The sequence below is a fragment of the Curtobacterium sp. 314Chir4.1 genome (assembly GCF_900215175.1).
Classification (GTDB): Bacteria; Actinomycetota; Actinomycetes; order Actinomycetales; family Microbacteriaceae; genus Curtobacterium; species Curtobacterium pusillum_A.
In genome coordinates this window covers 61,670-85,992 of the sequence record NZ_OCMI01000004.1, presented here as the reverse complement: position 1 = coordinate 85,992, position 24,323 = coordinate 61,670, and the positions used below count along the sequence as shown (strand labels likewise).

21 protein-coding genes and 1 tRNA gene are annotated in these 24,323 nt (G+C 71.0%); 13 read left to right on the top strand and 9 right to left on the bottom strand.

The window, feature by feature from the left end; all coding sequences use genetic code 11:
• Positions 1-42: 42 nt before the first annotated feature.
• Both CRP27_RS13160 and CRP27_RS13155 read right to left on the bottom strand, forming a co-directional pair.
• Complete coding sequence (locus CRP27_RS13160; RefSeq protein WP_097181135.1) at positions 43-1,803, bottom strand: helicase-associated domain-containing protein; 1,761 nt, start codon at positions 1,801-1,803, stop codon at positions 43-45.
• A gap of 28 nt (positions 1,804-1,831) precedes the next feature.
• Complete coding sequence (locus CRP27_RS13155) at positions 1,832-2,131, bottom strand: hypothetical protein (RefSeq protein WP_079237227.1); 300 nt, start codon at positions 2,129-2,131, stop codon at positions 1,832-1,834.
• A gap of 56 nt (positions 2,132-2,187) precedes the next feature.
• On the opposite strand from CRP27_RS13155, the gene CRP27_RS13150 reads away from it, so the two are divergent.
• On the top strand, positions 2,188-2,565 hold the full coding sequence (locus tag CRP27_RS13150) for a cold-shock protein (RefSeq protein WP_079237226.1): 378 nt from the start codon (positions 2,188-2,190) through the stop codon (positions 2,563-2,565).
• Positions 2,565-3,272, top strand: coding sequence for a DUF3027 domain-containing protein (locus CRP27_RS13145; protein ID WP_097181134.1), 708 nt, complete (start codon positions 2,565-2,567; stop codon positions 3,270-3,272). Before CRP27_RS13150 ends, CRP27_RS13145 begins: the two co-directional genes overlap by 1 nt.
• A 201-nt stretch (positions 3,273-3,473) precedes the next feature.
• Here CRP27_RS13145 and serC read toward each other — a convergent pair whose 3' ends face one another.
• Positions 3,474-4,589 (bottom strand): phosphoserine transaminase, encoded by a 1,116-nt coding sequence (gene serC / locus CRP27_RS13140; protein ID WP_097181133.1) that lies wholly within the window; start codon positions 4,587-4,589, stop codon positions 3,474-3,476.
• Positions 4,590-4,755: 166 nt separating this feature from the next.
• Between serC and CRP27_RS13135 the strand changes: the two genes are divergently transcribed.
• From CRP27_RS13135 to CRP27_RS13125, 3 genes are all read left to right on the top strand, one after another.
• Positions 4,756-5,451, top strand: coding sequence for a metal-dependent transcriptional regulator (locus CRP27_RS13135; RefSeq protein WP_079237223.1), 696 nt, complete (start codon positions 4,756-4,758; stop codon positions 5,449-5,451).
• 272 nt (positions 5,452-5,723) lie between these two features.
• Positions 5,724-6,665 carry a C40 family peptidase gene (locus tag CRP27_RS18595; protein WP_176505603.1) on the top strand — a complete coding sequence of 314 codons (942 nt, stop codon included), beginning with the start codon at positions 5,724-5,726 and terminating at the stop codon, positions 6,663-6,665.
• A gap of 356 nt (positions 6,666-7,021) precedes the next feature.
• Positions 7,022-7,516, top strand: a complete 495-nt coding sequence (locus CRP27_RS13125; protein WP_097181131.1) for an HNH endonuclease — start codon at positions 7,022-7,024, stop codon at positions 7,514-7,516.
• A 99-nt stretch (positions 7,517-7,615) separates the two neighbouring features.
• On the opposite strand, the gene CRP27_RS13120 is transcribed toward CRP27_RS13125, so the two are convergent.
• Complete coding sequence (locus CRP27_RS13120; protein WP_097181130.1) at positions 7,616-8,500, bottom strand: CPBP family intramembrane glutamic endopeptidase; 885 nt, start codon at positions 8,498-8,500, stop codon at positions 7,616-7,618.
• Between the two features lie 67 nt (positions 8,501-8,567).
• On the opposite strand from CRP27_RS13120, the gene CRP27_RS13115 reads away from it, so the two are divergent.
• From CRP27_RS13115 to argG, 3 genes are all read left to right on the top strand, one after another.
• Positions 8,568-9,671 carry an epoxide hydrolase family protein gene (locus CRP27_RS13115; RefSeq protein ID WP_097181129.1) on the top strand — a complete coding sequence of 368 codons (1,104 nt, stop codon included), beginning with the start codon at positions 8,568-8,570 and terminating at the stop codon, positions 9,669-9,671.
• Between the two features lie 13 nt (positions 9,672-9,684).
• Positions 9,685-9,756: transfer RNA gene (locus CRP27_RS13110), tRNA-Arg, on the top strand.
• Between the two features lie 53 nt (positions 9,757-9,809).
• A complete protein-coding gene (gene argG, locus CRP27_RS13105) occupies positions 9,810-11,252 on the top strand; it encodes an argininosuccinate synthase (protein ID WP_097181128.1) in 1,443 nt (480 codons plus the stop codon).
• Positions 11,253-11,404: 152 nt separating this feature from the next.
• Here the strand turns inward: argG and CRP27_RS13100 are convergent, their stop codons facing one another.
• The 3 genes from CRP27_RS13100 to CRP27_RS13090 form a co-directional block, all read right to left on the bottom strand.
• Positions 11,405-12,547, bottom strand: coding sequence for an AI-2E family transporter (locus CRP27_RS13100; RefSeq protein WP_097181127.1), 1,143 nt, complete (start codon positions 12,545-12,547; stop codon positions 11,405-11,407).
• 708 nt (positions 12,548-13,255) lie between these two features.
• Positions 13,256-14,689 carry an MATE family efflux transporter gene (locus CRP27_RS13095; protein ID WP_097181126.1) on the bottom strand — a complete coding sequence of 478 codons (1,434 nt, stop codon included), beginning with the start codon at positions 14,687-14,689 and terminating at the stop codon, positions 13,256-13,258.
• 145 nt (positions 14,690-14,834) lie between these two features.
• A complete protein-coding gene (locus CRP27_RS13090) occupies positions 14,835-15,278 on the bottom strand; it encodes a MarR family winged helix-turn-helix transcriptional regulator (protein ID WP_217990745.1) in 444 nt (147 codons plus the stop codon).
• Between the two features lie 423 nt (positions 15,279-15,701).
• On the opposite strand from CRP27_RS13090, the gene CRP27_RS13085 reads away from it, so the two are divergent.
• From CRP27_RS13085 to CRP27_RS13075, 4 genes are all read left to right on the top strand, one after another.
• Positions 15,702-17,786, top strand: a complete 2,085-nt coding sequence (locus CRP27_RS13085; RefSeq protein WP_097181125.1) for a choice-of-anchor G family protein — start codon at positions 15,702-15,704, stop codon at positions 17,784-17,786.
• A gap of 167 nt (positions 17,787-17,953) precedes the next feature.
• On the top strand, positions 17,954-18,133 hold the full coding sequence (locus tag CRP27_RS18000; protein ID WP_141399767.1) for a hypothetical protein: 180 nt from the start codon (positions 17,954-17,956) through the stop codon (positions 18,131-18,133).
• Between the two features lie 39 nt (positions 18,134-18,172).
• Complete coding sequence (gene nadE, locus CRP27_RS13080) at positions 18,173-19,000, top strand: ammonia-dependent NAD(+) synthetase (protein ID WP_097181540.1); 828 nt, start codon at positions 18,173-18,175, stop codon at positions 18,998-19,000.
• A gap of 144 nt (positions 19,001-19,144) precedes the next feature.
• Complete coding sequence (locus CRP27_RS13075; protein WP_097181124.1) at positions 19,145-20,596, top strand: SPFH domain-containing protein; 1,452 nt, start codon at positions 19,145-19,147, stop codon at positions 20,594-20,596.
• Between the two features lie 28 nt (positions 20,597-20,624).
• Here CRP27_RS13075 and CRP27_RS13070 read toward each other — a convergent pair whose 3' ends face one another.
• Positions 20,625-21,062 (bottom strand): hypothetical protein, encoded by a 438-nt coding sequence (locus tag CRP27_RS13070; RefSeq protein WP_097181123.1) that lies wholly within the window; start codon positions 21,060-21,062, stop codon positions 20,625-20,627.
• Positions 21,063-21,101: 39 nt separating this feature from the next.
• A complete protein-coding gene (locus CRP27_RS13065; protein WP_097181122.1) occupies positions 21,102-22,055 on the bottom strand; it encodes an aminoglycoside phosphotransferase family protein in 954 nt (317 codons plus the stop codon).
• Positions 22,056-22,319: 264 nt separating this feature from the next.
• Between CRP27_RS13065 and CRP27_RS13060 the strand changes: the two genes are divergently transcribed.
• Positions 22,320-24,302, top strand: coding sequence for an MDR family MFS transporter (locus CRP27_RS13060; protein WP_255257619.1), 1,983 nt, complete (start codon positions 22,320-22,322; stop codon positions 24,300-24,302).
• Positions 24,303-24,323 lie beyond the last annotated feature (21 nt).

Genomic DNA, 24,323 nt, shown 5'->3' with positions numbered 1-24,323 from the left:
GCCGCTTGCCTGCGAACCGGCGCGGTTCGGCTCACCTGTGGATCACGCGTCGCTCTCCACAGCCACGACCAGGGAGAGCGGCAGGGTGCGTTCGACGTCGACGGCGGTGTCGCGCCCCCGGACGCGCCCGGCGGCCACCGATGTCGGGATGATCGAGAACGGTCGCTCCGTGCCGTCCGGCATCCGCACGGTCAGCCGGATCGGCGTGCGCCCGCGGACCGCGAGGTCGATCTGCCGTCCGAGCCACTCCTGCTCCGGTTCCGCGTCGCCGCGTTCGGTGGTGACGCGGAGCCGTTCCACGAGTGCGTGCGCCGCCTGCTCCGGGTTGCGTCCGCCACCGCGTCGACGGCCTGGAGGCACGGATCCCGTCGCGGGGCGGGCTGCGGCCGTCAGGACGGCCGGGTAGCGCTGGTCCTCCAGCGCCGTGTGGACGACGTGCGGTGGGTAGCGGGTCACCAGGGTCGTCAGGTCGTCCCGCTCCCACGCGAGCTGGCGCAGCTCGGCGTCGACCCCGATGAGGTCGAGCTGGTCGGCGGTACCGTGCACGCGGCTCCCGACACCGTCCGCGCCGACGTCGACGACGATGCTGCCGTCACGGGAGGCGACCTGGTCGACGAGGTAGGCGAGCGGCTGCGGGAGCCCGGTCGAGGACAGCCGCTCGAGCAGTGCCACCACCTCGTCACGGGTGAGTCCGGCCCGGAACGCTCGTCGGAGGGAGTCCTCGGAGATCCGGTACCGCGCCGCGAGTCCGGGGGCCTCGAGCACGGCGACGCTCCGGAGCGCGGCGTCGTCGACGGGTGCGAGCGGGCCAGGGGCGATCACGGTGAGGTCGTGCTGGAGGTACACGCCGTCGACCGTGCGCGGGAGGTCCTCGGCGGCCGGTGTCGCATCGCCGTCGAGGAGCGCTCGGCCGGTGGTCGTGACGAGACCGTCCACCGTGAGACCGAGGGCGGTGGCGGTGCCGGCGACCTCGAGCAGCACGGCGTCGAGCCACCGGGCACCGGCGGGGTAGGCCCAACGGCCGACGGAGACGAGGTCGCGGAGATCGTCCCCGGCGGTGTCGAGGACGTCGTGGAGTGCGGGGTCGAGGGACTCCCGCCACGCCGAGACGAGGGTCGACCAGCGATCAGGCCAGCTCGCCACGAGCCAGGCGTCCCCGGCGTCGGTGGTCGTCCACGTGCCGTCGCCCGGTTCGGCGAAGCCGGTGCGCTCGAGCAGCGCCAGGCGGTCCGGCACGACCTGGGCGTCGGCGCCCGCGCGTTCGCCGAGGGCCTTCGCGAGCGGGGTCCCGATGCCGCCCTTCACGAGTTCGCGGACGGCGCCGTCGGACACGGCGCGCAGGAGCTCGGCGAGCACGGTCATCGTCGCGAAGGCGTGCTCCGCGCCGGTCGTGCGGGCGCGTGCCTCGTCGACCGTCTCGGGTGGCGGACCGGCGTGACGGGGGTGACCCGTGCCTCCAGGCAGTCCAGCGATGTCCGGGTGCGCCGCCAGACGGGCCGCGACCGCGTCGTCGACGCGGCCGTCCTCGTCGGCGAGGCCGAGCGTGACCGCCGGTGCGAGGTCGTCGGCCGAGCCCGCTCCGTCACGGAGCGCGAGGAGCGTCGCGCGGGGGAGGTGCTCGATCGCGGCGTCGACGGCGTCGTCGGTGCGGAGTGCCTCGGCGAGGTCGAAGAAGTCCGAGATGCGCAGCGGGCCCGCCTCGGCGAGCACCGCCGCGGGCAGCCGCCGCGCCACGACGAGTCGTTCGAGGGCGTCGTCGGGCATCGCCCGGAGCCGGGCGGCGAGGTCTGCGGTGGTCGTCATCGTCCGCCGCGATCGTCCCGCGCGGGCCTCAGCGCGCCGTCCGGTTCGCTCGCGCCCTGCGCGTCCAGGTGATGGCGAGGAGCGTGAACACCAGCACCATGCCGATCGGGAAGCCGATGAGCGGGATCGCCATGATCACGGGCCACGGCATCGATCCCTGCGCACTCGGGGCGGTCAGCCACATGACGATCATCGCCGCCATGCAGAGGAACGCCGCGATGAAGATCCCACCGACCATGAACGCGAGGGCGCGTTCGGTACGATTGAACGTCACCGGGGGTTCCGCGGAATCCTGCGTGTTCCCGGTGGACCGGGTCGGGTTGGCCATCGACCCAGGATATCCGACGCACCACGGCCGTTCCACGACCTCGAGGAGTCCCACCAATGCCCACCGGCAAGGTCAAGTTCTACGACGACCAGAAGGGGTTCGGGTTCATCACCGGCGACGACGGCGAACCCGTCTTCCTGCACGCGTCCTCGCTGCCCGACGGCGTCACGTCGGTGAAGGCCGGATCGCGGCTCGAGTACGGCGTCGTCCAGGGGAAGAAGGGATCGCAGGCGTTGTCCGTGCGGTTCCTCGACCCGCAGCCGTCCCTGGCGAAGATGTCACGGCGATCGGCGGACGACATGGCCGTGATCGTCGAGGACCTCGTGAAGGAGCTCGACCGCATCAGCGGGGACTTCCGGCACGGCCGGTACCCGAAGAACGGCACCCGTATCGCCGCGATCCTGCGGCACGTCGCTGACCAGTTGGACGCGTGATGACCGAGACCTCCCCCACCTCCCCGGCCCCTTCGGAGGACCTCACCGCCCTGGCGCGGAAGGCCCTGCTCGAGGTGACCCCCGAATCGACCGTCGGCGCGCCCGCCGGAACCGTCGACGAGGGGGACGGCGTCGTGTCGGTCCTCTTCGCGAACCGCATGCCGGGCTACCCCGGGTGGCGGTGGACCGTCTCCATCGCGCAGGTCGAGGGTGACGAGCCGACCGTGCTCGAGGTCGAGCTCATGCCGGGCGACGGGTCCCTCGTCGCGCCGGACTGGGTGCCGTGGTCCGAGCGGCTCGCGGAGTACCGCGCCGGGCAGGACGCCGAGCATGACGACGAGGCGGACGACGACGAGGACGCCGAGGACGCGGAGGACGCCGACTACGACGACGCGGACGACGACGAGTCCGATGACGACGAGTCCGACGACGAGGACGACTTCGACGCCGACGAGGACGACCTCGACGAGTCGGACGACGACGACATCGAGGGCGTGGACGTCGACGAACTCGACGACGCAGACGACGATGAGCCGGACGACGATGAGCCGGACGACGAGGACGAGGACGAGGCCGTCGTGACCCCGCCGCCGTCCCGCGGAGCTCGTCGCCGGTCGAGCCGCGTCCGCCCGGTCGACCCCGACGAGGACCTCGAGACGGACCGGCTCGACGCCGGCGAGGTCGACCCGGACCGCCACGGCGCCTGAGACACCGCGTCCCGCTCGAGACACGCGTCGTTCGAGACACCGCGTGTCCTTCGAGACACCGCCACGACGACGAAACGCCGCCCGATCGGGCGGCGTTTCGTGCGTCCGGCGGCGTCTCGCGTGCCCGGCGGCGTCTCGTCTCAGCGAGACGAGACGAACCGAGCCGAGACGAACCGAGACGAACCGAGGCGCGCCCGCGTGTCAGCGCAGCGCGTTCACCGTGAAGTCGATCGCCTGCACGAGCTTCGCGACGTCGTCCGGGTCGATCGCCGTGAACGTCGCGATGCGGAGCTGGTTGCGGCCGAGCTTCCGGTACGGCTCGGTGTCGACGATGCCGTTCTGGCGGAGGGTGGCGGCGACGGCCTTCGCGTCGATGGAGTCGTCGAGGTCGATCGTCGCGACGACCTGCGAGCGAGCGGCGACGTCGGACACGAACGGCGTCGCGTAGTCGACCGACTCGGCCCAGTCGTACAGCGTCGACGACGAGGTCTTCGTGCGGGTGTCCGCCCACGCGATCCCACCGGACTCGTTGATCCAGCGGACCTGGTCGTCGAGCAGGATCAGGGTCGCGAGCGCCGGGGTGTTCAGCGTCTGGTTCAGGCGTGAGTTGTCGACGGCGTTCTTGAGCGACAGGAACTCCGGGATGTACCGGCCGCTCGCGGCGATCCGCTCGACGCGCTCGATCGCTGCGGGGGAGAACAGTGCGAGCCAGAGGCCGCCGTCCGACGCGAAGTTCTTCTGCGGCGCGAAGTAGTAGACGTCGGTGGCGCTGACGTCGAACGCGGCCCCACCGGCGGCGCTCGTGGCGTCGACCACGGTGAGGGCGCCGGGGTCACCCGCGGCGCGGACGACCGGGGCCATGACGCCCGTCGAGGTCTCGTTGTGCGGGTAGGCGTAGACGTCCACGCCCTCGACGACCTCGAGTGCGGCGAGCGACCCACCCGGGGCCTCGACGACGTGCGGTGCCTCGAGCCACGGCGCACCGGCGGCCTTGGCGAACTTCGACCCGAACTCGCCGAAGGACAGGTTCTCGGCCCGGCGCTCGATCAGGCCGAAGGCGGCGGCGTCCCAGAAGGCGGTCGAGCCACCGTTGCCGAGGACGACCTCGTAGCCCTCGGGCACGTCGAACAGGTCCGCGATGCCCTGACGGACGCTGCCGACCAGGTCCTTGACGGGCTTCTGGCGGTGGGAGGTCCCGAGGATCGTCGCCCCGCGGGTCACGAGGGACTCGAGCTGCGCGCCACGGATCTTGGACGGTCCGCAGCCGAAGCGGCCGTCGGTCGGGAGGAGTTCGGCGGGGATGACGATGTCTGCCATGCACCGATCCTAACGAGCGGTATCCCAGCGCTCGTGACCGTGCACCGGCCGGACGGGGCGGACCCACACGGCACGGACTTCCTTGCGCCGTGCAAGTGTTGGTCAGTGCACGTCGCCTCGAACAAGTAGGGTGGGGCGCGCTGGGCCCAGACATGAGAGGCGGACCGTGACCGATCTCGTCGACACCACGGAGATGTACCTTCGCACCATCCTCGACTTGGAGGAGGAGGCGATCGTTCCGCTGCGCGCCCGCATCTCGGAGCGTCTCGGCCACTCGGGTCCCACGGTCTCGCAGACCATCGCCCGCATGGAGCGCGACGGACTCGTCGTCGTCTCCGGCGACCGGCACCTCGAACTCACCGACGAGGGGCGCTCCCGCGCGACCCACGTCATGCGCAAGCACCGGCTCGCGGAGCGTCTGCTGTCCGACGTGATCGGGCTCGACTGGGCGTTCGTCCACGACGAGGCGTGCCGCTGGGAGCACGTGATGAGCGAGCAGGTGGAGGTCCGCCTGCTCGAGATGCTCGGCAACCCAACCGAGTCGCCGTACGGCAACCCGATCCCCGGCCTCGCCGAGATCGGTGGCCCCGCGGCTCCCGGGTTCCTCGAGGGCGTGCAGAACATCGTCGCCGCGACCGAGGGCACGGACGCCGTCGCGACCGGTGTGATCCGTCGCCTCGGCGAGCCCGTGCAGTTCGAACCGGAGCTCCTCCACCAGCTGCGGTCCGCCGGCGTCATGCCCGGCCGGCTCGCGAGCGTGCAGCGCGCCGGGGCCTACGTCGCCGTCCGTGTCGACGGCGAGGACGCTGGGATCGAGCTGCCCAGCGAGGTCGCGCAGCACGTCTACATCGAGCGCTCCTGACGCACTGCCCCCGAAACTGGGGCGGACCGGTTTTCTGGCCTCTGATCAGGGATTCTTTACCGTTCCGTTACAAACCGGCGTTTTCATCTCGACAAGGTAACGGCGTCCACGTACACTCGTCGAGTCCGCCGGCCACCCACGAGGCCCAGGACCCGTGACAGGACGTCTCGAACCCGTCTCCTGTCTCGATCGGAAACGATGACGAACGGATGGGGTTGCACGGCCGGCGATCACCCCCGCTGGCAGTGATGACGAGACGCCGGAGACATCCCTTGACGCAGACCGGTTCCGCCGCGGACGACCAGACGCCCGCGAACCCGACGAACACCGTGAACGCCACCGACGCCCCGCTCACCCGCCGGGCTGCTCGCACCGCGGAGCCCGCCCGCCGCGTGACCCCGGTCCGCGACGCCCCGCTCCCCGGCGGCCGTCGTGCAGCGCAGGTCGCCCGCACCGCCGCCACGGCGAAGGCGAGCTCCTCCGCCCGCAAGCGCCGCTTCCTCGCGCCGGTCGTGCTGACCGTCGCCGCGGGCATGTTCGGCACCGTGGCCGTCGCCCCGGCGTTCGCCGCGACGCAGCAGTCCACCGGCTCGGACGCCGCCAACGCGCAGCGCCAGATCCGCACGACCGAGGCCCAGAACTTCTCCGTGTCCGACGCGGTCGCCCTCGCCGGCACGAGCCGTGACGGCTACGGCGCCACCGCACAGTCCACGCTCGACGCCGAGGCCGCGAAGAAGGCAGCCGCTGCAGCCGCCAAGCAGGCCGCCGCCACGCAGGCCGCCCGCGCGCAGACCGCCTCGCAGTACGCCGCGTACACCGGCCCGAGCGCGTCCGACTACGTCGCGACGGCCTCCGCCGCGAACACCCCGTTCTCGCTGCCGGCCGTGGTCGCCACCGCCAAGCAGTACATCGGCACCCCGTACGTCTTCGGCGGCGCCGACCCGTCGGGCTTCGACTGCTCGGGCTACGTCATGTTCGTGTACGCGCAGTACGGCATCAACCTCGCGCACTCGGTGCCGCTGCAGGACCAGGCCGGCACCACGATCCCCGAGTCCGAGGCCCAGCCCGGTGACGTCGTCATCTTCAACAACGAGGCGCACGACGGCTTCTACATGGGCAACGGCATGATCATGGACGCCCCGAAGCCCGGTGGCTCCGTCTCGATCCGCCCGATCTGGACCAGCGACTACCACATCGTCCGCTTCGGCATCTGATCCGACCGCGGGGCGTCGATCCCGTGAACATCGCCGGAACCGGCCCGTGCACCCTCGTGCCGGGCCGGTTTCTGACGTACCCTGGCGCTGCACCGGTCCGAACGGCCCCGAGCAGGGAGACCCCATGTCAGCGTTCCGCACGACCCGCACCATGGGTCGGCGCGCGCACGTCGACATATGGTCGACCACCGCCTGCGTGCACGAGCACGCCCCTGCATGACGAGAGCACTGCCCATCCGGGTGGTGCTCTTCGTGGTTCAGGGGACGTGTACGCGAGCGACGGTCACCTGCGCGGAGTCCCGGTCCGACGCACCCGCAGCGCCTGGAAGCCGTCCAGGCACGTCGGAAGGGAAACCATGCGCACTCTCGTCCTCAACGCCGGTTACGAGCCCCTCGCGGTGATCTCGTTCCGACGGGCCCTCGTGCTCGTCATGAACCAGAAGGCCGCCATCGTCGCCGCAGACCTCGAGCACCCGGTCACGGGCTCGACGTCCACCTACGACCGTCCGTCCGTCATCATCCTCACCCGGTACGTCCGCATCCCGCACTCGCGACTCGTGCCGGTGTCCCGGCGCGGTGTGCTCCGCCGGGACGCCAACCGGTGTGCGTACTGCGACCGGCACGCGACGACCATCGACCACGTGCAGCCACGTTCGCGCGGGGGTGAGGACTCGTGGGAGAACCTCGTCGCCTGCTGCCTGGCGTGCAACAACACGAAGGGTGACCGCACCCCGCAGGAGATGGGATGGCGGCTCCGGTTCCGCCCGAAGGCGCCGCACGGTGCCTCGTGGGTGGTGCGGGGCATCGAGCGTCCGCAGTCCGAGTGGGACGAGTACCTCGTGGCCGCGTAGCGGCCTGTGCGGCTGTCGCCGCACCGGACTGGAGGCACGGTGCCATCTGGCACCGTGCCTCCAGTCCGTCTCCTGGTCGCGTCTCGGGCGGCGCGCGCGTCAGGCGGTGGGGACCGTGGTGCGCAGTTCGGGTTCGCCGGCCGCTGCGCGGCCGTTCGCGGTGCCGCGGATGAAGACCATCGCGAGGAGCGCGAAGGCCAGGAACACGAACGTCGACAGTCCCGCGAAGCTGAGCAGTGGGCTGTGGTTGCTGCCGGCGACGTCGATCCCGCCGGTGGCCAGGATGGTCGAGGGGTCGGTCAGCGCGTGCAGGACGATCGGCCAGACGAGGTTCCCGGTCACGCGCAGCGTCAGGTACATCATCATCCCGAACCCGAAGGCGAACCCGACGGTCACCAGCACCGTGAGGACGGGCTGGCCGGAGAGCAGGTTCGTGGTGTGCAGCAGCGCGAACACGAGCGAGGACAGCACGGCGACGGCCCACTCGCGGTAGCCGTGGCGGCGGAGCAGGGTGACGACGATGCCGCGGGTGAGGACCTCTTCCGCGATCCCGACGAACAGTCCGGCGAGGAACGTCGTCGCGATGACGCCACCGGTGTACGCCGCCCAGTCGATGCCGAACAGGCGGAGGACGAACGTGATCACCACGAGGACGGGTGCGATCCACATCCACCACCGGCCCGTGACCGGCTGGCGTCCGAACAGCGGACGGGGGAGCCAGCGGACGGAGGCAGCGAAGGCGAACAGGGCGATCGAGCCGATGACCAGCGGCAGCGCCACCGCGAGGAACACGCTCAGCGGATCCCCGAAGACGTCGTCGGGGTCGATCGCGCCCCCGGCCGTCTTGTCGATGACCCAACCGACGCCGAGGTAGACCGCGAGGTACACGACAGCGAACGCGATCGCCTTCCACCACCCACCCTGGTCCCAGAAGCCGGCCCAGCCCGTGCGGTTCCCGCGGTTCCCCGATGCGTTCCCTGACATGGGGAAACCATAGGGGTTCCGGTGTCCCGGCGGTCGGCGTGTCGGTCGGTACGCGTAGCGTGCGGCCATGACCCAGACCCCGCAGATCGACGACGCGACCATCGCAGACCTGCGAGCGCGACTCCGTGCGACACGCTGGCCGGACGCGCCCGCCGGCGCGGGGTGGTCACTCGGGGTCGACGTCGACGAGCTCCGGCCCCTCGTCGAGTACTGGGCGGACGGGTTCGACTTCGATGCGCACCGGGCCGCGCTCGCCGCGCTGCCGTCACGACGGATCGCGGTGGACGGCATCGGGATCCACGTGCTGCACGACCGCGCCGACGCCCCGGACGCGCTCCCGGTCCTGCTCGCGCACGGGTGGCCGGACTTCGGGTGGCGGTACCGGAAGGTACTGCCGATGCTCGTCGAGGCCGGGTTCGACGTCGTCGTTCCGGACATGCCCGGCTACGGCTTCTCCGACGCACCGTCGCAACCCATCGACGCCCGCGCGGTCGCGGGCATGTGGGCGACGCTGATGACCGACCTCGGGTACGAGCGGTTCGCGGTGTCCGGCGGGGACATCGGCACCCACGTCGCCCGGTACCTCGCGCTCGACCACCCCGACCGGGTCGTCGCCGTGCACCGGATCGACGGCGGGCTCGCCTGGCCTGGGCTCGACCCGTCGACGCTGTCGGACGCCGAGCGTGCGTTCGTCGCCGAGACCGACCGGTGGCGGACGGCCGAGGGTGCCTACGCGATGATGCACCGGACCAAGCCGCAGACCGCGGCGGTCGGGCTGAACGACTCCCCGGCGGGCCTCGCGGCGTGGATCGTCGAGAAGCTCCGGTCGTGGAGCGACTGCGCCGGGGACCTCTGGTCGGTCTACACGCGGGACGAGGTCCTCGCGCTGCTCACCGAGTACTGGGCGACCGAGACCATCGGCTCGGCGATGCGGATGTACCACGCGAACGCGGCGGTCCCGGCCTCGCAGCTGAGTCGACGGGTGGAGGTTCCGTCCGGGTTCTCGATCTTCCCGGGCGACCTCGTGCGGGCGCCGAAGGAGTGGCTCGAGCGGACCACGAACCTCGTGTACCACCACGAGCTCGACCGCGGTGGGCACTTCGCACCGTTCGAGCAGCCGGACCTGTTCGTCGGGGAGCTCCGCGCCTTCCTGGAGCCGTTCCGCCGCTAGAGTGGGAGGGCCAGCCTCTGTAGCTCAATGGAAGAGCAGTTCCGTCCTAAGGAAACGGTTGGGGGTTCGAGTCCCTCCAGGGGCACGCTGTGTTCGCGGGTTCGATGTACCGGCTGGACTCCCCGTACGATTGGGGCCGTGTCCAAGGTCCTGAGCAGTCTCCCCGTCGGCGAACGAGTCGGCATCGCGTTCTCCGGAGGTCTCGACACCTCCTGCGCCGTTGCCTGGATGCGCGAGAAGGGAGCGGTGCCCTGCACGTACACGGCCGACATCGGCCAGTACGACGAGCCGGACATCGACGCCGTCCCGAGCCGCGCCCACGAGTACGGCGCGGAGATCGCCCGACTCGTCGACGCGAAGAGCGCCCTGGTCGAGGAGGGCCTCGTCGCCCTGCAGACCGGTGCCTTCCACATCCGCTCCGGCGGCAAGACGTACTTCAACACGACGCCGCTCGGCCGTGCGGTGACGGGCACGATGCTCGTCCGCGCGATGAAGGAGGACGGCGTCGACATCTGGGGCGACGGCTCCACCTACAAGGGCAACGACATCGAGCGGTTCTACCGCTACGGCCTGATGGCGAACCCGCGGCTGCGCGTCTACAAGCCGTGGCTCGACTCCGAGTTCGTCGAGGAGCTCGGCGGCCGCAAGGAGATGAGCGAGTGGCTCGTCGCCCGCGGCTTCCCGTACCGGGACTCCACCGAGAAGGCGTACTCGACCGACGCCAACATCTGGGGTGCCACGCACGAGGCGAAGAGCCTCGAGGAGCTCTCGAGCGGCCTGGACATCGTCGAGCCGATCATGGGCGTCGCCGCCTGGCGTGACGACGTCGAGGTCGCGACCGAGGTCGTCAGCGTCCGCTTCGAGGCCGGTCGCCCGGTCGCGATCAACGGTGTCGAGTACGCCGACGCCGTCGCCCTGGTCTACGAGGCGAACGCGATCGGTGGCCGCCACGGTCTCGGTGCGTCCGACCAGATCGAGAACCGCATCATCGAGGCGAAGAGCCGCGGCATCTACGAGGCGCCGGGCATGGCGCTCCTCCACATCGCCTACGAGCGCCTGCTCAACGCGATCCACAACGAGGACACCGTCGCGTCGTACCACAACGAGGGTCGCCGCCTCGGTCGCCTCATGTACGAGGGCCGGTGGCTCGACCCGCAGTCGCTCATGCTCCGCGAGTCGCTGCAGCGCTGGGTCGCCTCCGCCGTCACCGGTGAGGTCACGCTGCGGCTGCGTCGTGGTGACGACTACACGATCCTCGACACCACGGGTCCGGCGCTGTCCTACCACCCGGACAAGCTCTCGATGGAGCGCGTCGGTGACTCGGCGTTCGGCCCGGACGACCGCATCGGCCAGCTCACCATGCGGAACCTCGACATCGCGGACTCCCGTTCGCGCCTCGAGCAGTACGCGGCCGCCGGTCTGATCGGTGGGGCGACGGGTGACCTCGTCGGTCGGCTCGAGTCGGGCGAGGCCGAGGAGATCCTCGGTGGCGCCGTCGTCACCTCGGACGCCGACGACGCACTGGGCCGCGCCACCGACGCCGTGTCCGAGGGTGCCGCGTTCGACTCCGGCACCGACTGACCTCGACTGCCCGACGCTGAACGACAGAGTCGACGTCGTACGACGTCGACGTTGTCGTTCCGGAGCGGGTGCACACCGAGGCACAGACCGACGGGAGGCGCGGTGCCAGCTGGCACCGCGCCTCCCGTCCGTCTGCGGCCGTGTCGAGAGCCTCAGCGCGCCTCGGCGGTCTCCACGCGCTTCTGCCGCCACGGCCGCGCCGGCTGGTCCGGGCCGTCCCACACCTGGATCGCTCCCCAGGCGGCGGCGAGCAGCGGCACCGAGATGATCGCCCCGGTGATGCCCGCGAGCACCGTGCCGGCGGTCAGGCCGATGAGGATGACCAGGCCGTGCAGCTTGAGCGTCTTGCCCATCAGGACGGGCTGGAGCAGGTTGCCCTCGAGCTGGTTGACGAGCACGACGATGCCGACGACGATCAGCGCCTGGACGGGGCCGAGCGCGACGAGGGCGACCAGCGCCGCGAGGATGCCGGCCGCGGTCGCGCCGACGATCGGGATGAACGCCGTGATGAACACGACGACGGCCAGGGGGAGTGCGAGGGGTACCCCGACGATCGCGATGCCGACACCGATGCCCACGGCGTCCACCGCGGCGACCGTCGCCGTGCCGCGGACGTAGCCGCCCAGCGTCTGGACGACGCGGTCGCCGACGCGACGGGCACGGTCGTACCGGGCACCGGTGAAGGGGCGGAGGAGGAACTCCCAGATGCGGGGGCCGTCCTTGAGGAAGAAGAACAGCACGACGATCATCAGCACGAGGCCGGTGAGGAAGTTCGCGGTGGCCGAGGCGCCGGCGAGGGCTCCCGACCCGAACTGCGAGCTGGTGACGAAGTCCTGGATGCCCTTCACGGCGTCGTCGATCTGGGACTGGTCGATCGAGATCGGCAGCGTGGACGCGAAGTCCTGCAACTGGTCGAAGCCGCGCAGCGCGGACTTCTGCAGGTCCGGCCACTGCGAGATCACGGCGACGACGATGAGCCAGCCGACGAGCCCGAGCACGACGAGGACGCCGATCAGGACGGCGAGCGTCGCCAGGATCGACGGGACCCTGTGTCGGCGGAGCCACGAGACGACGGGGTGCATGGCCGACGCGATGATCAGGGCGAGCAGCACGGGGATCGTGACGACGCTGAGCGTGGCGGCGGCGTAGACGATGCCGATGGCGACGACGAGCACGACGATGAGCTGGAGGCACCGGGTCGCGAGGCCGCCGAACGAGTCGGACCACTTCTTCGTCAGGTCGGACGGTTCCGTGGTGGTGGTCGTGGTGCTGGCTGGGCTGCCGAACAGGGGCATGGGGCTCCTCGGGGTACGGGTGTGCCCGCCCACCGTACCGGGGCCATCGCGCTCCGGCCCGAGCTGCAGGGAAGTGCTCGAGGGCCGGAGCGTCGATGCTCGCAGTGGGTCCCGGCGAGGGGAGCGCCGGTCGGGTGTGACTCGCTGCTGGTGTCCACCCTAGTGGTCCGCCGAAGTGTGGACAGACAGATCGGTCTCCCCAGTTCGGGGGACTGGTGCCCGAGGTGGTCGAGTGCGGGTACCGGACGGTTCTCGTGCGGATCGACCGACGACAGTACGCTGAACAGACTGGGCCGACACAGGGTTCCGTGGTCTTGATGCTCCTCGCGGTCGCGGGGTCTGGCGCAGCGGGACGGCCCGGTCGAATCCGGGGTGCGCATCACTCCGACGAAGGGCTGGTCGCCATGACCGCCGTCACCGTTCCGTGCACGCCGCTCGTCGACCTGTTCGTCAGTTCCACCCGCACTCCGGTGGCTCCCGTCCCGGGTTCGCTGCTGGAGCTCGTCCTGTCGTAGCCGCGGTCACGCAACCGGACGTGCCCAGGTCGCCGCGCGGAGTTCGACACCGCGCTCGTCGATCGACTCGTGCGCTGTCGCGAGACGCGCAGATCGGCCGGCAGCGTACGCCGGACGCGACCACGCGACGGACTGGAGGCACGGTGCCAGCTGGCACCGCGCCTCCAGTCCGCCGTGGCGCGCGTCCAGACCGTCAGACGGCCGCTTCTTCCAAGGTCGCGTCCGCGCGCTCCGGCGAGCCCTCCGCGAGACCGCGGGCGATCCGCCCGCGGGACGCTCCCCAGAGCGCGAGGGCCGCGACGAACACGAGCACCTCGGTGACCGTGAGCGCCCAGATGATCCCAGCGAGCCCGAACCACAGGTTCCCGACGATGACGATCGGGATGAACAGCACGCCCTGCGCCATCGAGAGCACCATCGCCGGCAGCACCATCCCGGTCGCCTGGAACAGCGAGGTGAGCAGTCCGGTGAACCCGTTCACGATCGTCGCGACGAGCTGCGCCGTCAGGATGGTCAGGCCGATCGCCAGCACCGAGTGGTCGCCGGAGAAGATCGTGAAGACCTGCTCGCGGAAGACGAACACCGTGCCGGAGAAGACCAGGACGATCGTGCCGACGGTGCAGGCTGCGCCGCGGAGTGCGGCACGCAGGCGGGCTGCGTCGCCCTTGCCGAAGGCGTAGGCGAGCAGGGGCAGCACGCCGATGGTCACCCCCATCACGAGGAACTCCGGGACCTGCGCGATGCGGACCGCGACGCCCATCGCGGCGAGCGGGTCGTCTCCGTAGGCGGCGGCGAGGTTGTTGAGCACGAGGGTCGTGACGATGAGGAACGAGGCCTGCAGGAGTTCGCTCGAGCCGATGCCGAACACGCCCTTGAGGATGTCCGGACGGAGCGTGAACCACTTCGGCGCGAAGCTGACGTTCTCGCTGTTCCGCTGGAGCCAGACGACCCAGTAGCCGATCGCGACGACGTTGCCCAGGCCGATGGCGAGCGCGGCGCCGGCGACGCCCCAGTGCAGCACGAGGATGAAGAGCACGTCGAACACGAGGTTGCCGATGGTCGACAGGACGAGGCCGACCATCGCCTGTCGTGCCGCCCCCTCGGACCGGACGATCTGCTCGAGGGCGAACGACGCGGCGAGCACCGGGACGAACGCGAGCATCACGGACACGTACGCGCTCGTGGCGGGCACCGCGGCGGCGTCGGCACCGAGCACGGCGACGAGCGGGTGCAGGAACACCAGGCCGACGACGGCGAGGACCGCACCGGTGACGACGGCGCCCCACAGTGCGAAGGAGGCGACGCGCTTGATGTCCTGCGCCTTGGCCGGGTCGTGTTCCGAGGCGCCGAGCATGCGCGACATGAGCGCGCTGCCGCCGACGCCGAACACGCCACCGACGGCCATGATGATGCCGAGGAGCGGCGTGCCGAACGTGATGGCGGCGAGCAGTGACGTGTCGTGCTGCGAACCGATGAACCCGGCGTTGATGACGTTGTAGACGGCGCTGACGACCATCGCGGCGGCCATCGGCACGCAGAGGTGCACGAGCGCGCGGGTGATCGGGGCGGCGGACAGGTACCAGCGGTTCTTCGCCGCTGCGGTGTCCTCGGGGGTCGTGGTTGGCATGACTGCCTCCTTCTGGGCAGGGCTCCGCTGCCCCGGCGGTGGGTCGGGGCATGACGGGGAGCGCGGGCGGCGGGTGCCGTCGCGTGGGTGGGTGGGGCCTCCGGCGGTCGGCCGGGAGGCGCGCGGTGCGCTGGGTGGGTCGGCGCTAGCGGGTGGGTTCGGGCAGTTCGGCGGTCACCTTCTGCAGGAGCGTCTGCAGGGTGGCCCGCTCGTCCGCGTCGAGGGGCGCGAGCAGGACGTCGTCGAGGGCGATCATCGCGTCCTCGAACCCGGCGATGAGGGCGATCCCCTCGTCGGTGGCGTGCACGCGCTTCGTCCGGGCGTTCTCGGCGTCCGCGCGTCGTTCGACGAGCCCGCGACGCTCGAGCCCCTGCAGGAGGCTCGAGACGCTGGCAGCACTGGTCCGGGTGATGTCGGCGATGTCGCGCTGGATCGCCCCGGGGTTGTGCTGCAGGTACCCGAGCACGAAGGACTGCTCCTGGGTGAGGTCGCGTTCGCGGACCCACTCCTCGGCCGCCTTGCGCTGCGCCCACCCGATCCAGCGCATCTGCTGGAGGGGCGAGTCGAACCGGGGTGCCTGCTGCGTCATGATCAGAACACTAACCATTCGAGTTCTAACTGTCAACGATCGAACTGTGCGTCTCGCTCGTCACACCCACGCGCCCCGAACGGGGGTATCGCCAGACGGGGGCGTGCCCCTTGTAGATTGCACAGGAACGCGGTCTCACCAACCGCCCATCCTCAGTTCGGCGACGACGCCGAGCCCACCCGAGGGGATCAGGACATGGCACGAGGACGAACGATGCGCGCACGGTCGATGCGCCCGTCCGTCGCGGCCGGGTCCCGTCGCCGTCGCCACGGAGGTGATCACCCCGGATAGCCGCGCCCGCGCGGAGCACGACGCGCACACGTGACTCCGGGCCGCCTCACCAGCGAGCCCGTCGGATCCCCCGCACCACCGGCGGGGGATGGATCAGCGGCGGAGCACTGTTCCGCCGGAGAAAGAGGCACCATGCCACGCACTGCAACACGCTTCGCGCTCCGCGCGGGCGCCACGGCCACCGTCGCGGCCGTGATCATCGGCGGAGCCGCGCTCCCCGCCCACGCCGCCGCGTCCGACGCGACGCAGGCCGAAGGACGGCTCCTCGCCGGCAGCGGCACCATCGACCTCGACGACGTCGCGGCGCTCGCCGGGTCGTTCGGGGCCACGGCTCCCGGAGGTACCGCCGACGGTCAGTCCGACCCGCTCGACCTCTCGGTGCTCAACAGCATCGGGATCAACGTCCCTGGCGGCATCCAGCTGCTCGGTCAGAACGGCCTGGTGAACGTCGGCGTCGCCGGCCAGGTCGCCGCCACCGACACCACCTCGGCGGTCGCCGCCGCGGGTGCCGTCGGCGCGGACGGTGCGATCCAGGTCGGTCCGGGCACGCCCGGCGCCGGTGCCACCGTGAACCTCACCCCGCTCCTCGGCGACCTCGACGTCGACGGGGTGGTCAGCGAACTCTCCGTCGGACTCGGCGCACTGTCCGCCCGGGCGGAGGCCGACCGCACCTTCGACGGCGCGGACGTCACCACCGACTACCAGGTCGCCGGCGCACAGGTCCGGCTCGTCAGCCCGGCCGTGCAGCAGCTCGTCCAGACGCTGGACACCTCGCTCGGCACGACCGACGACACCGTGAACGCGGCCCTCGGCGAGGACGGGCTCACCACCGACCTCACCGCGTCGCTGCTCGGCCCCGTCACCACGGCCGTCAACAGCCTCGGGCTCGGGGTGCTCTCGCTCGACGACACCACGGCGCAGCTCTCGGCAGACGTCGACCTGCAGGGTGCGCTGTCCACCGTGACGCAGCAGTCCCTGACCGACGGCCCGGTCACCATCGACCTGTCCTCCGGTGTGGTCTCGATCGACCTCGGGCAGCTCTACACGCTGAACGACCTGCCGGCGAACACGACGCTGCTCGCCAGCGACACGATCAACGCGCAGATCACGGGGGCGATCTCGAACATCCTCACCGAGCAGCTCCCGGCGCTCCTCACGTCGACGCTGACGAACGCGCTCGACGCCGCCGACGTGCAGCTCGTCGTCGACACCGGCGTCGACCTGCTCGGCGCGAACGTGGCCGGCCTGACCCTCACGGTCGACACCACCGTCGGCGACCTGCTCGGCACCGGTGACGGCGCCACCCTCACCGTCGCCGGCACGGGCATCCTCGGACCGGTGCTCGGCACGCTGGACCCGCTCCTGCAGCCGCTGCTCGGCTCGACGATCGTGCCGGCGCTCACCGGCATCGTCGGCGACGTGCTCGGCGGGGACTTCGTCGCGGACACGGTGCAGGGCCTGCTCACGACCGTCACCGGTACCGTCACCGCGCTCGACCCGCTGCTCGACATCGTGAACCAGCTCGTCTCGATCACGATCAACTCGCAGACGGCACCGGCGTTCACCGAACCGACCGCCGACTCCACCGGGGCCACCACGGTCCGGGCCGTCCGCGTGCAGCTCCTGCCGGCTGCGAACCTGGCGACCGTCGACCTGGCGACCGCGACCGTGCAGGCGGACCCCTTCGCCGGCATCGCGATCACCACGCCGGAGGACGGCACGGACTACGCGGTGCCGACCGACGACGACACCACCGACGTCCCCGTCACGGGCACCGCGGAACCGGGCGCCGACGTCGACGTCACGCTCGACGGTGACGACGACGGCGTCCAGTCCACCGTCGCGGACGAGGACGGGACCTGGACGGTCACGTTCCCGGACGTCGCGGTCGGTGACCACGAGGCCGTCGCGGTCGAGACCATCGGCGCGCTCGTCAGCGACCCGGACTCGGTGACCTTCGCGGTCGCAGCGGCCCCGGTCGACCCGACGGACCCGGGAACCCCCGGGACGCCCGGGACGCCCGGGACCCCGGGCGGTAGCGGTGGTGCAGGCGGCGCCGGTGGCGCGGGTGGTGCCGGCAACGGCCCCGGCGCGGGCACGGGCGCGGGCACCCTCGCCTACACGGGCGCCGAGGTCCTGCCGCTGATGCTCCTCGCCGGTCTGCTCCTCGCAGCCGGTGGCGGCACCCTCGTCGCGCGACGCCTGCGTCGCGCCTGACCCGGACGGGCGCCGGCGGGTACCGGCGCCCGTCTCCCCGGGTCCGCGACGCGTTCGGGTCGTCGCGGACCCGCCGGTGCGGTGGTGGATGGGACCACCACCGCACCGGCACGTCCCGTCCCGTGCTCGTCCCCGCCTGTTCCCGAACTCTGTCCTCGATCCGCGAAGTGAGGCCCACCGTGCACGACCACGACACCCACCCGCTCGACCGCCACGTCGGACCGCCGCACGTCGAACGGTTCGTGCTCACGAAGGCGCAGGGGACCATCGCGGTGGTCTGCACGTGCGCGATCGGCGCCGACCACGACAACACGATCCGCCAGGTCGGAGCGGAACCCGCGCGCTGAACCCTGTGCACCGGGCGGATGCAGCGGGATACTGGGGTGGTGCGTGAACTCCAAGCCGCCATCGCAGCGGACCTCAACGTCCAGCCGACCATCGACCCGGAGCAGGAGGTCGCCCGTCGCGTCGGGTTCCTCCGCGACTACCTGCTCACCACCGGCGCCAAGGGCTACCTGCTCGCGATCAGCGGCGGCCAGGACTCCACGCTCGCCGGCCGCCTGACGCAGCTCGCCGTCGAGTCCCTCCGCGCCGAGGGGCACCCGGCCGAGTTCACCACCGTCCGCATGCCCTACCGCGTGCAGGCCGACGAGGACGACGCCCAGCTCGCGCTGCAGTTCATCGCGGCCGACCCCGGGATCACCGTGAACATCGAGCACGGCGTCGACGGGGTCGTGCAGGACACCGCGGCCTCGGGCGTCGACCTGAGCGACTTCGTGAAGGGCAACGTGAAGGCCCGGATGCGCATGGTCGCCCAGTACGCCGTCGCCGGGCAGCGCGGGCTCCTCGTCGTCGGCACCGACCACGCGGCCGAGGCCGTGACCGGCTTCTTCACGAAGTACGGCGACGGCGGCGTGGACCTCACGCCCCTCACCGGCCTCTCGAAGAGCCAGGGTCGACAGCTCCTCGAGCACCTCGGCGCCCCCGCTCGCCTCTACGAGAAGGCCCCGACGGCGGACCTGCTCGACGAGACACCGGGCCAGACCGACGAGGCGAACCTCGGCCTCAGCTACGCCGAGATCGACGCCTACCTGCAGGGGCACGACGTGCCGCTCGAGGTCGCCGAGGCGATCGAGTCGCGCTACCGCGCGACCGAGCACAAGCGACAGGTCCCGGCGACGCCCTTCGACGACTGGTGGCGTGCCGGCGCGTAGGCGCTCACGCGACACCGTCCTGGAGGCGCGGTGCGGGTCCGACCCGCACCGCGCCTCCCGTCTGTCCGCGCGCTCTCCTAGGATGAGACGCAACGGAACAACAGATGCGGAATCCAGGCTGCGGCCTGGTCCGGAGGGGGAGTCATGGAAGTCCTGTTCGCGCTCGGAGCCGTCCCACTGATCATCGTGGGGATCATCGTCCTCGCGGTCATCGCGCTGGTCTACGCCAAGCTCGTCTACCGCAACGCCGGCGCCGACGAGGCGCTCATCATCACGGGCAAGCGATCCCGCAAGGTGAAGAACTCCGACGGCACCGAGACCGTCGAGTCCGGCATCAAGGTCGTCCTCGGCGCCGGTGTGCTCGTCCGGCCGTTCTTCGAGAAGGTCGCGAAGCTGTCGCTCAGCTCCCGGGCGATCGACATCAACGTCAACGCGCAGGACTCCCGCGGCGTGACGATCGACGTCGAGGCCGTGGCGCTCGTCAAGGTGGGCGAGGCCGACGCCTCCATCCGGGCGGCCGCGCAGCGCTTCCTCGGGCAGGAGAAGAAGATCGACGACTTCGCGCGAGAGGTCCTGTCGGGTTCGCTCCGCGCCTCGATCGGTGCGACCGACGTGTCGACGATCATCCGGAACCGTGACCAGCTCACCGTCGCCGTGCTCGACGTCGCGAAGGACGCCCTGCACAGCCAGGGGCTCGACGTCGACTCCTTCGAGATCAAGGGCATCTCGGACCGCAACGAGTACATCAGCGACCTCGGTCGTGCCGAGCGCGCCCGCGTCCGGCTCGAGGCCGAGAACGCCGAGGCCCAGGCCGACCGCGAAGCGCGCGAGGCCCGTGCCACCGCGGACCAGGCCATCGCCGAGGCGGAGAACACCCTCGCGATCCGGCGTGCGGCCCTGCAGCTCGACGCCGACCGTGCGTCGGCCGAAGCGGCTGCGGCCGGCCCGCTCGCCCAGGCCCGTGCGGCGCAGGGCGTCGTGGAGCAGGAGCAGCTCACCGCGCAGAAGCGTGCCGAGCTCCGTCGTGCCGAGCTCGAGTCCGAGGTGTCCGCCGTCGCCGAGGCACAGGCGCGCAAGACCCGGGTCGAGGCCGAAGCCGCTGCTGCCGCGCAGGTCGAGACGGCTCGTGCGCAGGCCGAGGCCCGTCGCATCTCGGCCGAGGCGATCGCCGCCGAGGCCAAGGCCGAAGCCGAGGCGCGCAAGCTCGCAGCCGACGCCTCCCGTGCCGAGGGCGAAGCAGCGGCCGACGCGATCCGCGCCAAGGGTCAGGCCGAGGCCGACGCCACGAAGGCCCAGGCCGATGCCCTCGCGCAGCACTCCGAGGCCGTCCTGCGGGTCAAGGCGATCGAGACCCTGCCGAGCATCGCTCGCGAGCTCGCGGCGCCGATGGGCAACATCGACAAGCTCACGGTCGTCTCGTCCGACGGCGCCGGCGCACTGTCGAAGAGCGTCGTGAGCCAGTTCAGCGAGGTCGATGCCCTGCTCGGCACCACCGCCGGGTTCACCCTGAGCGACATCGTGAAGAGCACGACGACCGGTCAGGCCGCCGCCCGTGCGGTGGCGCGCGAACAGGCGCAGGAGTCCGCGACCGAGTAGCCGGTCGCCGGTGCGGGCGCGGCGGGGTTCAGCCCTCGTCGCGCCCGTCGTCGTTCCGGTGCTCGCGCTGCTGCCCGCCGGCGTCCTCGCGCTGGCCGCGGCCGGCGTCGTGGTCGCGCGCACCGGACTCCGCGTCGCGCTGGTCCGCCAGCCGCTGCTGCCAGACGACACTGCGCGCAGCGCCCTCCAGGACGTCGTCGACGCTCCGGCCCGTCTGGGCGGCGAGGGCGCCGCTGAGCCCGGCGGTCAGGGTGCCCCCGGCTGACGCCAACCGTTCGACCACCTGCTCCTGGCGTGGGGTGAGTGGTTCGTCGATCATCTCGTCGATGGTGTCGCGGATGTTCTGTTCGCTCGCGTCCAGAGCCGCCTCGTCGCCGGAGTGCAGTGCTGCTGCCTCGCCGACGACGACGAGTCCGAGCCGCGCAGCATCGTCTTCCGGACGCTGGCCTTCGTGCTCGTCAGTCATGAGCGGGACCGTACGCTCCGCGGCGCCGCGCTTCCTGGATCAACGGGGTACCGCGCGGCCCTCGCCCCATCGCCGGAGCAGCCACTCCGCTGCTGCCAGTCCCTCGGCGCGCTGGAACGAGCGGAGCGTCGGCATGTTCGGGACGGCGGGCCGCGACGCCTTCTCGAAGAAGGTCCCTGCGAGTCCGGCGAGCACGGCGTCGACGGTCGTGGCCGGCAGTCCGGCGAACATCGGGTGCGTCGCGAGGTGGTACTCGACGTCGGTGTCCTCACCGCGGACGAGCGTGTCGAGCAGGTACGTCAGCGGGTCGAACCAGTGGGCGCCGACCGACGCCCACGGCCAGTCGACGACCCAGACCCGCCCGTCGGCGTCGACGAGCAGGTTGTCCGCACGGCAGTCCACGTGTGCCAGGTGCTCGCCGTCGAGGAGTCCCGCGGCCGGCCGAGCCGTGCGTGCGAGGTCGGCTGCGACCGACGCGACGTGCGCCGGGACGACCTCGGGCATCCCGCCGGCGAGCATCCGGTCCCACGCGCCGAGCTCCTCGGCGAGCTCGTCGGCGAGCCGCGGCAGCGCCGCCAGGGGCCCGGTCGCGGGCGGCAGCGTGTCGAGCGCGTCGAGGACCGCGGTCACGTCCGAGCCGTCGAGCGTCCGACCGGGGTGCTGTCCGTCGACGTCCTCGAACACCAGCGCGATCCACTCGTCACCGGCCCCCGTCTCGTGCAACGCGTCGATCAGACGAGGCGCCTGCACGGATGCCGGCAGGTGCGCCATCACCCGTGCCTCCTGCTCGTGCAGGCGGAAGCCGTCGTCGTTCCGGGACCGCGCGAGCGTCTTCACGAACGCCCGGCGACCGTCCGCGGTGACCACACGATCGGCGCCGCCGGGGGAGTACCCGCCGGCCTGGGAGACAGCGTCGACGACCGGTCCGCCGAGGATGGCCTCGATCCGTGCGTGCAGTGTGCCCGGTACGTCGCCCCAACTCGTTCGCCCCATACCGGAGCACGGTAGCTGAGAAGCCGTTCACCAAACGTGCGCAATGGGAAAGTTTGCGTTGGCGGCAAACGTGCTCATGGTGTAAAGTTGCAGCGTCTGCAAGGTTGACCCGCCGTCATCGGCCCGCCACAACGCTCCGGCGTCCCTCGCGACCACGACCACCACACGCACCCCTGAAGGACCCCCATGTCTACTGCCACCGCACCCGTCGAGGTGCAGCGCGGACGACAGAGCTCCCCGGCCGGCCAGCCCGGGAAGCCGATCATGTCGCACCGCCAGATCCTCCTCGTCATCTACGGCCTCATGGCCGGCATGTTCCTGTCGTCCCTCGACCAGACGATCGTCGGGACGGCGATCCGCACCATCGGTGACGACCTGCACGGCCTCGACCAGCAGGCCTGGGTGACGACCGCGTACCTCATCGCGAGCACCATCACGACGCCGATCTACGGCAAGCTCTCCGACGTCTTCGGGCGCCGTCCGCTCTACATCTTCGGCATCGCGGTCTTCATCCTCGGCTCGCTGCTCTCGACGATGTCGACCTCGATGATCATGCTCGCCGCGTTCCGTGCCTTCCAGGGCATCGGCGCCGGTGCGCTGATGTCGCTGCCGCTCGCGATCATGGGCGACATCCTCGCCCCGCGTGAGCGCGCGAAGTACCAGGGGTACTTCCTCGCGGTGTTCGGCATCTCGTCCGTGATCGGCCCGCTCATCGGCGGTCTGTTCGCCGGCGCGTCGAGCATCCTCGGCATCACCGGCTGGCGCTGGGTCTTCCTGATCAACGTGCCGATCGGCGTGGCTGCACTCCTCATGGTCATCGCGTTCCTGCACCTCCCGAAGTTCGGCGACGCCAAGGCCAAGCCGCGCATCGACTGGTGGGGCGCCACCTCGGTCATCGTGACCCTCGTCCCGCTCCTCCTCGTGGCCGAACAGGGCCGCACCTGGGGCTGGGGCTCGGCCGGCGCGATCGCCTGCTACGTGATCGGCGCCCTCGGCCTCGTCGCCTTCCTCGTCATCGAGACGCTCATGAAGGACGACGCGATCATCCCGCTGAAGCTCTTCCGCTCGGGTGTCTTCTCGATGGCCACGATCCTGGGCTTCCTCGTGGGCTTCGCGATGTTCGGCGCGATGCTGACCATCCCGCTGTACCTGCAGATCGTCACGGGTCTGACCCCGACCGAGTCGGGCTTCGCGACCCTGCCGATGATCGGTGGTCTGATGATCGCCTCGATCGCCTCCGGTCAGATCGTCGCCCGCACCGGCAAGTACCGGATCTTCCCGGTGATCGGCACGGCGCTCGTCTCGATCGGCTACGTCGTCCTGACGTTCATGACGATCGACAAGCCGCTCTGGTTCCTCATGATCGGCATGTTCCTCATCGGCCTCGGCCTCGGCCAGCTCATGCAGAGCATCACCCTCGCGTCGCAGAACTCGGTGCAGCCGCGCGACATGGGTGTGGCGACCAGCTCGGCGACGTTCTTCCGCCAGATCGGTGGAACGCTCGGCACCGCGGTGCTCCTGAGCGTCCTGTTCTCGATCATGCCGGCGAACATCCTGCACGCCACGGCCGACCAGAAGAACCTGAGCAGTGCGCTCGACGCGGCGCTCAACCCGACGGTCGCCAGCGCCAAGGCGAACCAGGGGGTCATGGACCAGATCTGGAACCCGATCGTCACGCCGATCAAGCAGCAGGTGCAGTCCGGGCTCGACGCCGCGACCGCGCAGGTGACACAGGCCACGGCCGGTGCTCCGGAGGCGGTCCAGCAGCAGGCCCTCACCGCCGCCGCCGACAAGGCGCACGCCAGCGTGCAGGACGGCAAGCTCGTCGTCGACTGGTCCGACTCGGCCCAGCGCACGTACTGGGTGGACGACCTCGCGCCGACCCTGTCGAAGCAGATCGACAAGGGCACCAGCGACAAGGCATCCTCGAGCAGCGAGACGAGCGACACGTCCTACCTCAACGGCGCGGACTCCGCGTTGACGCGGCCGTTCATGACCGGCTTCAACTCGTCGGCGGTCACGGTCTACTGGGTCGGCTTCGCGGTCATCCTGCTCGCGTTCATCCTCAGCTGGTTCTTCAAGGCGCCGCCGCTCCGCAAGAGCTCGGCACTGCAGGAGCAGGCGGACAACGACCGCACGGCGGACGACCTCGAGGTCCAGGCGGTCACGGCCGCTGACACCATGGGCTCGCCCACGGCGCCCGTCACCGGTTCGATCGCCGTCCAGCGGGGCTCGTCGGACGACTAGCCGCTCGGGGCCTCCCACCGT